Genomic DNA, 12,407 nt, shown 5'->3' on the forward strand with positions numbered 1-12,407 from the left:
AGCCGTGTCCGTACGCGAACTGGTCGTCCTCGGGACGGCGAGCCAGGTCCCGACCCGGCACCGCAACCACAACGGCTACGTGCTGCGCTGGGACGGCGAGGGCATCCTGTTCGACCCCGGCGAGGGCACCCAGCGGCAGATGCTGCGGGCCGGGGTCGCCGCCCACGACCTGAACCGCATCTGTGTCACCCACTTCCACGGCGACCACTCGCTGGGACTCGCCGGGGTGATCCAGCGGATCAACCTCGACCGGGTGCCGCACCCCGTCACCGCCCACTACCCGCGCTCCGGGCAGCGCTTCTTCGACCGGCTGCGCTACGCGACCGCCTACCGGGAGACCGCCGAGATCGCGCCGGCCCCGGTCGACGCCGACGGGGTCGTCGCCACCACCGGCGCGTACACGCTGCACACCGCCCGGCTGTCGCACCCCGTCGAGTCGTACGGCTACCGGCTGGTCGAGCCCGACGGCCGCCGGATGCTGCCCGAGCGGCTCGCCGCGCACGGCATCCAGGGCCCGGACGTCGGCCGGCTCCAGCGGGACGGCGCGCTCGGCGGGGTCACGCTCGACGACGTCAGCGAGGTCCGGCGCGGGCAGCGGTTCGCGTTCGTCATGGACACCCGGCTGTGCGACGGGGTGTACGCCCTCGCCGACGGCTGCGACATGCTCGTCATCGAGTCCACCTTCCTGGACGAGGACGGCGCCCTCGCCGAGGAGCACGGGCATCTGACGGCCGGTCAGGCCGCCCGGGTGGCGCGGGACGCCGGGGTGGGTCACCTCGTGCTCACCCACTTCAGCCAGCGCTACACCGACTCCGGGGAGTTCGAGCGGCAGGCGCGGGCCGCGGGGTTCGACGGCGACCTGACCGTGGCGCACGACCTGCTGCGGGTGCCGTTCCCGAAACGCCGGCACTCCTGACCCTCTAGGTGGCGGAAGCCAGGCGCTCCGGCGCGGCCGGTGCGGCCTCGGCGGTGTCCAGCGGGATCGCCACGACCTCGACGCCGTCCGCCGCCCGGGCCGTCTCCGGCGTACGGCGGCCCAGCGCCACCACCGTCAGCGGAACGGCGACGACCAGCAGCACCGCCGCGAGGATCACGCCCATCGCCGGGAAGCCCGCCCCGGCCGACAGCACGCTCCCGGCGAGCGGGCCCGCGGCCGTGCCCAACGACGAGGCCGAGCCGACGAGCACCGCCCAGCGGCCCCGGCCGTCGAGGGAGGCGGCCAGTCCGATGACGTACGAGAGCACGATCGGGTAGAGCGTGTTCCAGGCGATCTCGCCGGTCGCGAACGTCGTCAGGTCCGTCGCGGACGCGCTGAGCGCGATGCACACGGCGATGAGGGCGGTGCCGCCCCCCACGGGCAGCGCGCGGCCCAGCCGGGGGCCGAGCGCGCCCGCCCCGGTCACACCGAGCAGCCCGGCGCCGAGCGCCACGGCGAACACCGCGCCCACCGCGGTCTCCGTGAGGTGGGCCTGGTCCAGGCCGATCCGGCCGCTGACGCCCCACAGGGAGTTCTGCGCGAGCGACCACAGGAGCATGCAGCCGGCGAGGACGAGGCCGTGGCGGCGGTGGGGGAGCGGGGCCGGGGGAGGTGCCGCCGCCGATGCCGAGGGGGCCTCGGCGGCGGGGAGGCGGCCGGTGAGCGGCCACACCGCGAGCGCGGTGAGCGCGATCGCCGCCAGGGGCCGGTCGTGGCCGGGACCGAGGCGCGGGACCGTCAGATAGACGGCGCCGGCGAGGGCGGAGACACCCAGCAGGCCCGCGGTGGTGACCCGGTGCGGGTCGGTGCTCCAGGCCCCGCGGCCCGTCCGGGCCGGGTGCGCCCCGAGCGCGGCGATCCGGGTGGCGGCGACCGCGGTGACCGTGCCGGACCCGAGGCCGCCGGCCATGACGCCGAGGACGACGGCCGGGACGGCGTGCGCGAGCGCGGCCCCGCCGTAGCCGAGCAGCGCCAGGGCCAGCCCGGTCCGGGCGAGCGCGCGGGCGCCCAGGCGCTCGACGCGGGAGGCCAGCAGGAAGCCGGCCGCCGCCGAACTCAGCAGCAGGGCACTGCCGATGGCGCCGGCCTGGGTCGGGGTGAGCGGAAGGCCCGAGTCGAGCCTGCCGACGACGGTCGGCAGCAGATACGGGGCGAGGTACCCGGCCGTGAACAGGGCGACGAGGGGCCAGGGGGTGGTGCGAGCGGCGAGCACGGGCGTTCCCAGGGCATGCGAAAGGAGCGGCACAGAAGGGGGAGAGGCGCAGGCCGTCGACGGACAGGAACGCGCGGGCAATTTGTATCAAGCGCGGGGACACGCGAAGAAGGGCGGGTGGTGTGATCTGAGCCACGTCCCGTTTGGGTGGGGTGCGCGGGGGTAGCAGCGATGCCTCACTCCACCGCGCCGGGGCCTCTCACCTGCGCCAGTGCACCGGTCCGCCCGCCGCGCCGGGAGCCGTCGCCTCGATCTTCGTGCGGATCTCCCGCATCACGGCGACGATCCGCTCCTCATGCCGGGGCGACCAGCGGGCCACCGGCACCGAGCAGCTGATCGCGTCCTGCGCGGGGGTGTCGTAGCGCAGGGCGAAACCGAGGCCGATGATGCCGGGGACGCTCTCCTCGAGGTCGACCGACCAGCCGCGTTCGCGCACCCCGGCGAGGTCGGCGGCCAGGGAGGCGCGGGTGGTGCGGGTGCGGGGCGTCAGGGCCGGATACGGGCCCTCGGGGAGGGCGGAGTCGGGGCGTTCGGCGAGCAGGGCCTTGCCCAGGGCACCCGCGTGGGCCGGGTGGCGCCGGCCGACCCGGCTGAGGGTCCGCAGATAGGCGTGGGACTCGCGGGTGGCCAGATAGGTGACGTCCATGCCGTCCAGGCGGGCCAGGTGGACCGTCTCGCCGAGCGCCTGCGACGCCTCGTCGAGGTAGGGCCGCACGAGGCGGACCCGCGGGTCGGAGTCGAGGTAGCTGGTGCCGGTCAGCAGGGCGTGGATGCCGATGCCGTACAGCGAGCCGGTGACGTCGGTGCGCACCCAGCCCCGCGCGATCAGGGTCTGGAGCAGCGCGTACATGGAGCTGCGCGGGACGTCGAGCGTGTCGGCGAGCTCCTGGAGGCGGGCCGGGCGGTCCCCGCGCGCGGCGAGGAGTTCCAGCAGCTCGACCGTGCGCGCCGCGGACTTCACCTTGCGGACGCCGCCTGTATCCGACATGCGCCGATCGTAATCGGCGGGCCCGGCCGTTGACGTTCCGCCGTTCATTCACCTAATCCCCGTTCTCATATGTGGACAGCGTTCATAAGGGGGAGATGATCGGCGTGGGCGTCGCCACGGACACGGCCAGTGACAGGCCCACGGGCCCCGTCGGGCGGCTGCGGGACGGCATGGCCCGCGGTGTGCTGTCCTTCCCGCTCACGAGCTTCCACGCCGACGGATCACTCGACGAGGCCGGCTGCCGCGCACACCTGGCCGTCCAGCTCGCGTCCGCGCCGGGCGCCGTCTTCCCCGCCTGCGGCACCGGCGAGTTCTTCTCCCTGGACGAGGACGAGTACCGGGCCGTCGTCACCGCCGCCGTCGAGGAGACGGCCGGCCGCGTACCCGTCGTCGCCGGTGTCGGCTACGGCTGGGCGCAGGCCGCCCGCTTCGCCCGGATCGCCGAGGAGGCCGGCGCCGACGCCCTCCTCGTGCTGCCCCACTACCTCGTCGCCGCCCCGCAGGACGGCCTCGTCGCCGTCCCGGAGTGCGGCGAAGAAGGCGCTGGCGATCTCGGGTGCGAAGGCGTGGACGGCGGAGGAGTAGGCGGGGACGCCGACGGTGGCGTAGGCGCGGGCCTGGAGTTCGGCGGTGGAGGCGCCGTTGAAGAACAGGAAGCCCTCGGGGGCGGCGAGGGTGAGGCGCTGGAGGCGGTCGAGGTCGCTGTGGCCGTCCTTGAGACCGACGACGCCGGGGACGCGGGCGATGCGGCGCAATGCGGCGGGGGTGTAGGCGACCGGTCCGCGCTGGTAGGCGATGAGCGGCAGCCGGGTCCGGGCGGCGAGCGCCTCGACCGCACCACCACCCTCCTGCTGCGCGAGTGCGCGAGTTCTACGTACCGCTCGCCGACATCCGCGACCGGGTGCCCGGCTACGCCGTGTCCCTGGTCAAGGCCGCCGCCCGGCTGCGCGGGCACCCCGTCGGCCCGGTGCGCGCCCCGCTGACCGACTCGTCCCCCGGCGACCTGGCCGATCTGCGCGCCCTCCTCGCCGGCGGACTCGCCCTCGTGGGCGCAACCCTGTGACCTGACGGTCGCGCCGGACGGGGAACACGTGGCGTTGTCAGCGGCGTGGTGCACACTGGCCAGATCAGGACCACGCCAGGGAGCGCACCGTGACCACGCCCACCGCGCCCACCGGAGAGGGACCCCCGCCGCAGGGGCCGCCGCCCCCGGTCAAGGGGCTGTACCGACGGGCCCAAGTCGACCCCCTCGAGGGCCTGCGCGGGCCCGCCGACCCGCCGTGGGACGTGTATCTGACCGGCACGGTCTTCCTCGACATCATCTTCACCGGCCTCGACTCCGCCCCGGTGCGCGGCACCGAGTCCTGGGCGCGCGGCATGGGCTCCAGCCCCGGCGGCGTGGCCAACATGGCGACGGCGCTCGCCCGCCTCGGCCTGAGGACGTCCCTCGCCGCCGCCTTCGGCGACGACCACTACGGCGACTACTGCTGGGACGCGCTGGAGCAGGGCGAGGGCATCGACCTCTCGCCCTCGCGCACGGTCCCCGGCTGGCACTCGCCGGTCACCGTCTCCATGGCGTACGAGGGGGAGCGCACCATGGTCTCCCACGGGCACGAGCCGCCCCCGGAGGAGCCCGCGCCGGACTGCCCGCCCCGCGCCCGGGCCGCCGTCGCCTCCCTGGTTCCCGGCACCCGGGCCCCCTGGATCGCCCAGGCCGCGAGCAAGGGCACCCGGGTCTTCGCCGACGTCGGCTGGGACGACACCGGCGCCTGGGACCTGGCCGGGCTCACCGACCTGAAGTACTGCGAGGCGTTCCTGCCCAACGCCGAGGAGGCCATGCGGTACACCCGCACCGGCTCGCCCCGGGAGGCCGCCCACGCCCTCACCGACCATGTGCCCGTCGCCGTGGTCACCCTCGGCGCGGAGGGCGCCTACGCGGTCGACGGACGGACCGGCGAGACGGCCGTCGTGCCCGCCATCGCCGTCGAGGCGCTGGACCCCACCGGCGCGGGCGACGTCTTCGTGGCCGGGTTCGTCACCGGCACCGTCGCGGGCTGGCCGCTCGCCGACCGCCTCGCCTTCGCCGGGCTGACCGCCGCCCTCTCCGTCCAGGAGTTCGGCGGCTCGCTGTCGGCGCCGGGCTGGGCGGAGATCGGCGCCTGGTGGCGCCGGGTGCAGTCCCTGGAGGGCCAGGACCCCGAGGCCCTGCGCCGGTACGCGTTCCTCGCGGACCTGGTGCCGGAGGAGGCGGGGCGGCCGTGGCCGCTGCGCCGGGCGGTCCCGACGATCGGCTTCCGCCGCCCGGCCTGACCCGGGGTCAGCCCGCCACGACCGGGGTGAGCAGCACGAAGTCGGCGCCCGCCGGGTCCAGGCAGACCGCCAGCCGGCCCACCCCCTCGGCGTCCACCGGGCCCATCTGCACGCCGCCGCCGTTCCGGGTGACCTGTGCGACGGCCGCGTCGCAGTCCTCGGCGCCGAACACCGGGTGCCAGTACGGGCGGCCGTCCGCGAGCGCCAGGTTCTCCTTCGGCAGCTCCATCACACCGCCCTGCATCCGCTCCTCGGGCAGCCCCGCGGGCGTGATCAGGCTGTACGCGCCCCCGTCGCCCGGCAGGTCCATGGCGCTGTACCGCCAGCCGAAGAGCCCGCCGTAGAACTCCTTCGAGGCGGCGGCGTCACTCGTGTACAGCTCGGTCCACGCCAGGGCGCCCGGCGCGTCCGCCAGTTCGAAGCCGGAGGTGCTGCCCGGCTGCCACACCGCGAACTGCCCGCCCAGCGGATCGCTGAACTGGGCCATGCGGCCCCAGTCCCCGAGGTCGGTCGGTGGCACCCGCACCGAGCCTCCGGCCCGTTCGACCGCCTGTGCCGCGGCGTCGGCGTCCTCGACGGCGAAGTAGAGCATCCAGGCCGACCGCGCCCCCTCCTCGGTGAGCGGGCCCAGCCCGGCGACGGCCCGGCCGTCCTTCTGGAACATCCCGCCGTCCGAGTCCCCGGCCTCACCCATGGGCTCATGGCTCCAGCCGAGCACCGCGCCGTAGAAGGCCGCGGCCGTCCGCACGTCGGGGGCGCCGAGGTCGAGCCAGCAGGGAGAGCCGGGTGCCGAGTCGGTGGTGATCATGACGATCCCCTTTCGCGGGTTCTCGGCACCAGCCTGACACCCCGCACCGGCACGCGCCCGCCGCGGCGCACCGGCGGCGGCCCGGTCTCAGCCGGCCGGCACCGTCGTGCGCACCGTGCCGTCAGGGCCCGCCACCAGGACCGGTGTCCCCGCACCGCCCAGGTCGCGCACCGCCGCGAGGTCCTCGGCCCGGGCGCTTGCCTCCTCGGTCACGACCGCCGCCGCCTCCAGCGACTTCGCGCCCGACGCCACCGCCATCGCCACCGCCGTGCGCAGGGCGCTCAGCCTCAGGGAGTCCAGGTCGACGGTCCCGGCGACATACGTCCGGCCGGTCTCGTCTCGTACGGCCGCCCCCTCGGGCACGCCGTTGCGGGCCCGGGCGGAACGGGCCAGGGTGACGATCTTGCGGTCCTCGGGGTCGAGCGCGCTGCTGTCGGTCATGCCCCCGAGCATACGGAGCACCGGCCGGCCTACCCGGCCACGGGGTACATCGCCCCACGCCGCGCCTCAGGCGAGGCCAGCCACCGGAGCTTCGCGGCCGTCGCCTCGTCCAGCGGGGTGTGCAGCACGATCGACAGATCCGGGCGGACCGGCATCTGCATCACGCTCGACTCCAGGCGCAGCAGCCCGACCACCGGGTGGTCCAGCTCCTTGCGGATCTGTCCCGCGTCCTCGATGTCCCGGCGCTCCCACAGCTCGGCGAACTCCGGGCTGGACGCCCTCGCCTCGGCCAGCACCTCCTGGAACCCCTCGTCGTCGGGGTTGGCCATGCACAGGGCGCGGAACTGGGCGACGACCGAGGAGGCGTTCTCCGTCCAACTCCGGGACCGCGCACGGTACATGGGGTCCGTGAAGAAGTCGATCAGGCAGTTCCACCGCAGGCCCGGCCGCATGCTCAGCACCGTCGAGGCGGCCTCGTTGAACATCACGCCGTTGTAGTACCGGTCCATGATGTGCGCCGGATACGGCATCCACGCGTCGATCAGTCGCCGCAGCCCGTCGCACATCTGCCGCTTGTCCGGGGCGACTTCGGCCGCCGGGGGATTGAGCCCGGCCAGCACGTACAGATGCCGGCGCTCGGCGTTGCTCAGCAGCAGCACCCGCGCCACGGAGTCCAGCACCTGCGGGGAGACCGAGATGTCCCGGCCCTGCTCCAGCCACTGGTACCAGGAGGCGCCCACGCCCGCCAGCACCGCGACCTCCTCGCGCCGCAGCCCCGGTGTGCGGCGCCGCGCACCGCCGTCCGGCAGTCCCGCCTCGCCCGGTGAGACCCGGGCCCTCCTGCTCATCAGGAACTCGCGCAGCTCGCGCCGCCGATGACTCTTCAGCGTGCCCCCGGACACGTGCCGATCCCCCCTGTCGCGTCGGCTGGTGGTGCCACCACCAGCACAACTTGCCGCTCCCCACGCCTATTCCGCGACCGGGAGGCTCATGTTCATGGCGATCGACACCGACCTCACCCCCTCCTCGTCCCCACCGCTCGGCACCCCCCGGATGTCGCGGCGCGACAAGCTCGTCCTGTTCGTCCTGTGCGCAGCCCAGTTCATGGTGGCCCTCGACTTCTCCGTCCTGAACGTCGCGCTGCCCGTCCTCGGGGCCGACCTCGGCATGGACCGGTCCGCGCTCCAGTGGGCGGTCACCGCGTTCGCCCTGCCGTCCGGCGGCTTCCTGCTCCTGTTCGGCCGCATCGGCGACCTGTACGGGCGGCGCCGCCTCTTCCTCACCGGGCTCGGCCTGTTCGCCGCGGCCTCCGTGCTCGCGACCCTCGCCTGGGACCCGGCGTCCTTCCTCGCCGGACGGGCCCTGCAGGGCCTCGGCGCCGCGGTGATCGTGCCGACCGGCATGTCCCTGCTGACGACGACCTTCGCCGAGGGCCCCGCACGCGACCGGGCGCTCGGCATCTCCGGGACGCTGATGTCCCTCGGCTTCACCATCGGCGTGGTCGCCGGCGGCGTCCTCACCGACACCCTCGGCTGGCGCTCCACGATGGGCCTGCTCGCCCTCTTCGCGCTGATCGTCCTGCCCCTCGCGCCCGGCCTGCTGCCGGAGTCCCGCACGCCCGCGCGGCCGCACCTGGACGTGCCCGGCGCGGTCACCGTCACCGGCGGTCTGCTGTCCCTGATCTACGCCCTGACGACGGCCGCCGACCACGGCTTCGCCCGCGCCGACGTCCTCGCCACGCTCGTCCTGGGCGCCGCCCTGCTCACGGCGTTCGCGGTCGTCGAGTCCCGCACCCCGGCACCGCTGGTCTCCCTGCCGATGCTGCGCCGCCGCACGGTGGCCTGGGGCAACCTGGGCGGCCTGGTGACCTTCTCGATGATGTCGACGGTGGTCTTCGTCCTCACCCTGTACCTGCAGGGCATCCTGCACCTGTCGGCCTGGGAGACCGGTCTGGTCTTCGGCGCCCAGGGCATCGTCTCGGTGGTCGCCGGATCGCTCACGCCGCGTTTCGTCAGCCGGCTCGGAGCGCGCCGCACCCTCGTCGTCTCCCTCGCCGGACAGGGCGTCTTCACCGGCGGCCTGCTGCTCCTGGACGCGCACTCCTGGTCCGTCTGGCTCGCCGCGGCGGCCGTGTCGCTGGCCAGCATGTTCCACCTGGGCGCGATCATCTCCTACGGCCTGACCGTGACCTCCGGTGTCCCCGACGCGGAACAGGGCCTGGCCACCGGCCTGGTCACCTCGACCCAGCAGGTGGGCATCACCGTCGGCATCCCGCTGCTCGGCGTCCTCGCCACCACCTCCGGCGATCTGCTCGGCGGCACCCGCACGGTCATGGCGCTGGACACCGGCATCGTGCTGGCCGCCGCCGCTCTGGTCGCCGTCGGTCTGCGCACCGGCCGGAAGCCGGTCTCAGGGGCGGTCGAGCCGGAGCCGCTCGGCACGCGGTAGACCCGCCACGACCAGGTCGTACGAGTCCTCCACGAGCTCCCGGGCCAGCCGGTCCGGGAGCTCGCCGTCCACCGTCACCGTGTTCCAGTGCCGCTTGTTCATGTGGTAGCCGGGGACGATCAGGCCGGGGTGCTCGGCGCGCAGCCGCATCGCGTCCTCCGGATCGCACTTCAGGTTGACCGTCAGGGGCCGGGCGTCCAGGTTCGTCAGCGCGAACAGCTTGCCGACCACCTTGAAGACCGAGGTCTCCGGGTTGAAGGGGAACTCCTCCACCACGGCCTCGAACGACAGGCACAGCGCCCGCAGCTCCTGAGGTGTCACTCCTGACCCGTCTCCTCCGCGGGGGGCGCCGCGGGGCCCACCGGCTCCACGAGCACGGTCACGATCTTGTTCCGCCGGCCGGCCGCGGCCTCCGCCGTCAGACGCAGCTCACGTCCGTCGGGCAGCTCCACCGTGGACGACGCCCCGGCGATCGGGACCCGGCCCAGCGCCTTCGCGAGCAGACCGCCGACCGTCTCCACGTCCTCGTCGTCGTACTCGTCCAGGCCGTAGAGCTCGCCCAGGTCCGTGATGTCCAGGCGGGCGGTCACCCGGTAGCGGTCGCCGCCGAGCACCTCCACCGGGGGCAGCTCACGGTCGTACTCGTCGGTGATCTCGCCGACGATCTCCTCGAGGATGTCCTCGATGGTGACGATGCCGGCGGTGCCGCCGTACTCGTCGATGACGACGGCGACGTGGTTGCGCTCCTTCTGCATCTCGCGCAGCAGGTCACCGGCGTTCTTGGTGTCCGGCACGAAGACCGCCGGGCGCATCGCGGTGGACACCAGCTCGCTCTCCGCGTCCCGCGAGATGTGCGTCTTGCGGGCCAGGTCCTTCAGATACACGATCCCGACCACGTCGTCCTCGCTCTCCCCGACGACCGGGATCCGGGAGAACCCGGAGCGCAGGGCGAGGGTGAGGGCCTGGCGGATCGTCTTGTACCGCTCGATCACGACCAGGTCCGTGCGCGGGACCATCACCTCGCGCACCAGGGTGTCCCCGAGTTCGAAGACCGAGTGCACCATCCGGCGCTCCTCGGCCTCGATCAGCGACTCCGCCTCCGCCAGGTCGACCAGCGCGCGCAGCTCCGCCTCGGAGGCGAAGGGGCCGCGGCGGAAGCCCTTGCCGGGGGTGAGGGCGTTGCCGACGAGGATGAGCAGCGACGGGATCGGGCCCATGATCCGCGCCAGCGGCACCAGCACGTACGCCGCCGCCGTCGCGGTGCTCAGCGGGTGCTGCCGGCCGATGGTGCGCGGCGAGACCCCGACGGCCACGTACGACACGAGGACCATGACGCCGATGGCGACCAGCAGGGCCTGTGTCGTCCCGGAGAACTCCTGGAGGCAGGCGTACGTGACGATGGCGGCCGCCGCCATCTCGCAGGCGACGCGGACCAGCAGCGCCACGTTCAGATAGCGCGTCGGGTCGGCGGCGACCTGCGCCAGTTTCGCGCTGCCCCGGCGGCCGCCGCGCACGGCCTCCTCGGCGCGGAAACGGGACACGCGCGCCAGGCCCGCCTCCGCGCAGGCGGCGAGCCAGGCGACGACGACCAGGGCGATCGCGCCGGCGACGAGGGGCAGACTCATGACACGGTCGGGGCCGGGGAGGGGCCGGTCAGCCCCTTCTCCGCACGCCAGCCGTCCACGATGGCCGCCTGCAGACCGAACATCTCGGCCTTCTCGTCGGGCTCCTCGTGGTCGTAACCGAGCAGGTGCAGCACACCGTGGACGGTGAGCAGCTGCAGCTCCTCGTCCATGCTGTGCTGCGTGGGCGCCTCGGCGCCCTGCTTCGCGGCCACCTCCGGGCACAGCACGATGTCCCCGAGCAGCCCCTGCGGGGGCTCGTCGTCGTCCTTGGACGGGGGCCGCAGCTCGTCCATGGGGAACGACATGACATCGGTGGGCCCGGGCAGGTCCATCCACTGGATGTGAAGCTGCTCCATGGCGGCGGCGTCCACCACGATCACCGAGAGCTCGGACAGCGGGTGGATGCGCATCCGCCCCAGGGCGTAGCGGGCGATGTCGAGGATCGCCTGCTCGTCGACCTCGGTGCCGGACTCGTTGTTGACGTCGATCGACATGCTGGTGCTCGGTCTACTTCCCCTTGTGCCCGGACTTGCCCCGGCTCTGCCCCTTGTGGGTGCCGTTCTGGGTGCCGTGCGTGCTGTCGTACTTCTCGTAGGCGTCGACGATACGGCCGACCAGCTTGTGCCGGACGACATCCTGCGACGACAGACGCGAGAAGTGGACGTCGTCGACGCCGTCCAGGATGTCCTGCACCTGCCGCAGACCGGACTTGGTGCCGTCCGGGAGGTCGACCTGGGTGACGTCACCGGTGATGACGATCTTCGAGTCGAAGCCCAGGCGGGTGAGGAACATCTTCATCTGCTCGGGGCTGGTGTTCTGCGCCTCGTCCAGGATGATGAAGGCGTCGTTGAGCGTGCGGCCGCGCATGTAGGCGAGCGGCGCGACCTCGATCGTCCCGGCCGCCATGAGCCGCGGGATCGAGTCGGGGTCGAGCATGTCGTGCAGCGCGTCGTACAGCGGGCGCAGATAGGGGTCGATCTTCTCGTAGAGCGTGCCCGGCAGGAAGCCCAGCCGCTCGCCCGCCTCGACCGCCGGCCGGGTCAGGATGATGCGGTTGACCTGCTTGGACTGCAGGGCCTGTACCGCCTTCGCCATGGCCAGATAGGTCTTGCCCGTACCGGCGGGGCCGATGCCGAAGACGATCGTGTGCTTGTCTATGGCGTCGACGTACCGCTTCTGGTTGAGCGTCTTGGGGCGGATGGTGCGGCCGCGCGAGGAGAGGATGTTCTGCGTGAGCACCTCGGCCGGGGTCTCCTGGCCGTCCCCCTCGCCGTTGTCACTCGCCCTGAGCATGGCGATCGAGCGTTCCACTGCGTCCTCCGTCATCGGCTGCCCGGTGCGGAGCACCAGCATCATCTCGTCGAACAGGCGCTGGATGAGGGCGACCTCCGCGGCGTCGCCGACCGCACTGATCTCGTTGCCCCGGACATGGATGTCGGCCGCCGGGAAGGCCTTCTCGACCACGCGCAGCAGGGAGTCGCCGGACCCCAGCACGGTGACCATGGGGTGCTGGGCGGGGACGGTGAACTGTGCTCTCGCCTGTCCCTGCGCGGGTGTGGGAGCTGTGGGTGTCTGAGTCATGGGCCGGCTCTGAAGGC

The 12,407-nt window shown here is 73.5% G+C and carries 12 protein-coding genes and 3 pseudogenes; 5 read left to right on the plus strand and 10 right to left on the minus strand.

Translation table 11 applies throughout. The annotated features are described in order from the left end of the window. Nucleotides 1–4 precede the first annotated feature (4 nt). Complete coding sequence (locus tag ABZ899_RS02075) at nucleotides 5–916, plus strand: ribonuclease Z (RefSeq protein WP_361339370.1); 912 nt, start codon at nucleotides 5–7, stop codon at nucleotides 914–916. A gap of 4 nt (nucleotides 917–920) precedes the next feature. Here ABZ899_RS02075 and ABZ899_RS02080 read toward each other — a convergent pair whose 3' ends face one another. Then, entirely contained in the window at nucleotides 921–2,189 is a 1,269-nt protein-coding gene (locus ABZ899_RS02080) for an MFS transporter (protein WP_361339373.1), read from the minus strand. 199 nt (nucleotides 2,190–2,388) lie between these two features. Beyond that, nucleotides 2,389–3,177 (minus strand): IclR family transcriptional regulator, encoded by a 789-nt coding sequence (locus ABZ899_RS02085; RefSeq protein WP_361339375.1) that lies wholly within the window; start codon nucleotides 3,175–3,177, stop codon nucleotides 2,389–2,391. Nucleotides 3,178–3,272: 95 nt separating this feature from the next. On the opposite strand from ABZ899_RS02085, the pseudogene ABZ899_RS02090 reads away from it, so the two are divergent. Continuing rightward, a pseudogene (locus ABZ899_RS02090) lies at nucleotides 3,273–3,695 on the plus strand (dihydrodipicolinate synthase family protein); the annotation flags it as partial. On the opposite strand, the pseudogene ABZ899_RS02095 reads toward ABZ899_RS02090, so the two are convergent. Next, a pseudogene (locus tag ABZ899_RS02095) lies at nucleotides 3,690–4,034 on the minus strand (dihydrodipicolinate synthase family protein); the annotation flags it as partial. The pseudogenes ABZ899_RS02090 and ABZ899_RS02095 overlap by 6 nt on opposite strands. 2 nt (nucleotides 4,035–4,036) lie before the next feature. Between ABZ899_RS02095 and ABZ899_RS02100 the strand changes: the two are divergent. Beyond that, a pseudogene (locus ABZ899_RS02100) lies at nucleotides 4,037–4,240 on the plus strand (5-dehydro-4-deoxyglucarate dehydratase); the annotation flags it as partial. 158 nt (nucleotides 4,241–4,398) lie between these two features. Next, nucleotides 4,399–5,487, plus strand: coding sequence for a PfkB family carbohydrate kinase (locus ABZ899_RS02105; RefSeq protein ID WP_361339547.1), 1,089 nt, complete (start codon nucleotides 4,399–4,401; stop codon nucleotides 5,485–5,487). A gap of 7 nt (nucleotides 5,488–5,494) precedes the next feature. Here ABZ899_RS02105 and ABZ899_RS02110 read toward each other — a convergent pair whose 3' ends face one another. The 3 genes from ABZ899_RS02110 to ABZ899_RS02120 form a co-directional block, all read right to left on the minus strand. Next, nucleotides 5,495–6,295 carry a VOC family protein gene (locus ABZ899_RS02110; RefSeq protein WP_361339378.1) on the minus strand — a complete coding sequence of 267 codons (801 nt, stop codon included), beginning with the start codon at nucleotides 6,293–6,295 and terminating at the stop codon, nucleotides 5,495–5,497. Nucleotides 6,296–6,382: 87 nt separating this feature from the next. Next, a complete protein-coding gene (locus ABZ899_RS02115) occupies nucleotides 6,383–6,736 on the minus strand; it encodes a cytidine deaminase (RefSeq protein WP_361339381.1) in 354 nt (117 codons plus the stop codon). A gap of 29 nt (nucleotides 6,737–6,765) precedes the next feature. Next, complete coding sequence (locus tag ABZ899_RS02120; RefSeq protein WP_361339550.1) at nucleotides 6,766–7,584, minus strand: helix-turn-helix transcriptional regulator; 819 nt, start codon at nucleotides 7,582–7,584, stop codon at nucleotides 6,766–6,768. Between the two features lie 148 nt (nucleotides 7,585–7,732). Here ABZ899_RS02120 and ABZ899_RS02125 point away from each other — a divergent pair, with 148 nt between their 5' ends. Continuing rightward, on the plus strand, nucleotides 7,733–9,184 hold the full coding sequence (locus ABZ899_RS02125) for an MFS transporter (RefSeq protein ID WP_361339383.1): 1,452 nt from the start codon (nucleotides 7,733–7,735) through the stop codon (nucleotides 9,182–9,184). Here ABZ899_RS02125 and ABZ899_RS02130 read toward each other — a convergent pair. Genes ABZ899_RS02130 through ABZ899_RS02145 form a run of 4 tightly spaced genes read right to left on the minus strand, consistent with a single transcriptional unit; the run spans nucleotide 9,146 to nucleotide 12,390 of the window. After that, nucleotides 9,146–9,505: an MmcQ/YjbR family DNA-binding protein gene (locus tag ABZ899_RS02130; protein WP_361339386.1), complete on the minus strand. Its 360-nt coding sequence runs from the start codon at nucleotides 9,503–9,505 to the stop codon at nucleotides 9,146–9,148. The genes ABZ899_RS02125 and ABZ899_RS02130 overlap by 39 nt on opposite strands. Continuing rightward, complete coding sequence (locus tag ABZ899_RS02135) at nucleotides 9,502–10,809, minus strand: hemolysin family protein (RefSeq protein WP_361339389.1); 1,308 nt, start codon at nucleotides 10,807–10,809, stop codon at nucleotides 9,502–9,504. The genes ABZ899_RS02130 and ABZ899_RS02135 overlap by 4 nt, the downstream gene beginning before the upstream one ends. Then, on the minus strand, nucleotides 10,806–11,303 hold the full coding sequence (gene ybeY / locus ABZ899_RS02140) for an rRNA maturation RNase YbeY (RefSeq protein WP_055620879.1): 498 nt from the start codon (nucleotides 11,301–11,303) through the stop codon (nucleotides 10,806–10,808). The genes ABZ899_RS02135 and ybeY overlap by 4 nt, the downstream gene beginning before the upstream one ends. Nucleotides 11,304–11,316: 13 nt before the next feature. Next, nucleotides 11,317–12,390 (minus strand): PhoH family protein, encoded by a 1,074-nt coding sequence (locus ABZ899_RS02145; protein WP_361339392.1) that lies wholly within the window; start codon nucleotides 12,388–12,390, stop codon nucleotides 11,317–11,319. Nucleotides 12,391–12,407: the final 17 nt, after the last annotated feature.

This window comes from Streptomyces sp. NPDC046859, assembly GCF_040645135.1.
GTDB lineage: Bacteria > Actinomycetota > Actinomycetes > Streptomycetales > Streptomycetaceae > Streptomyces.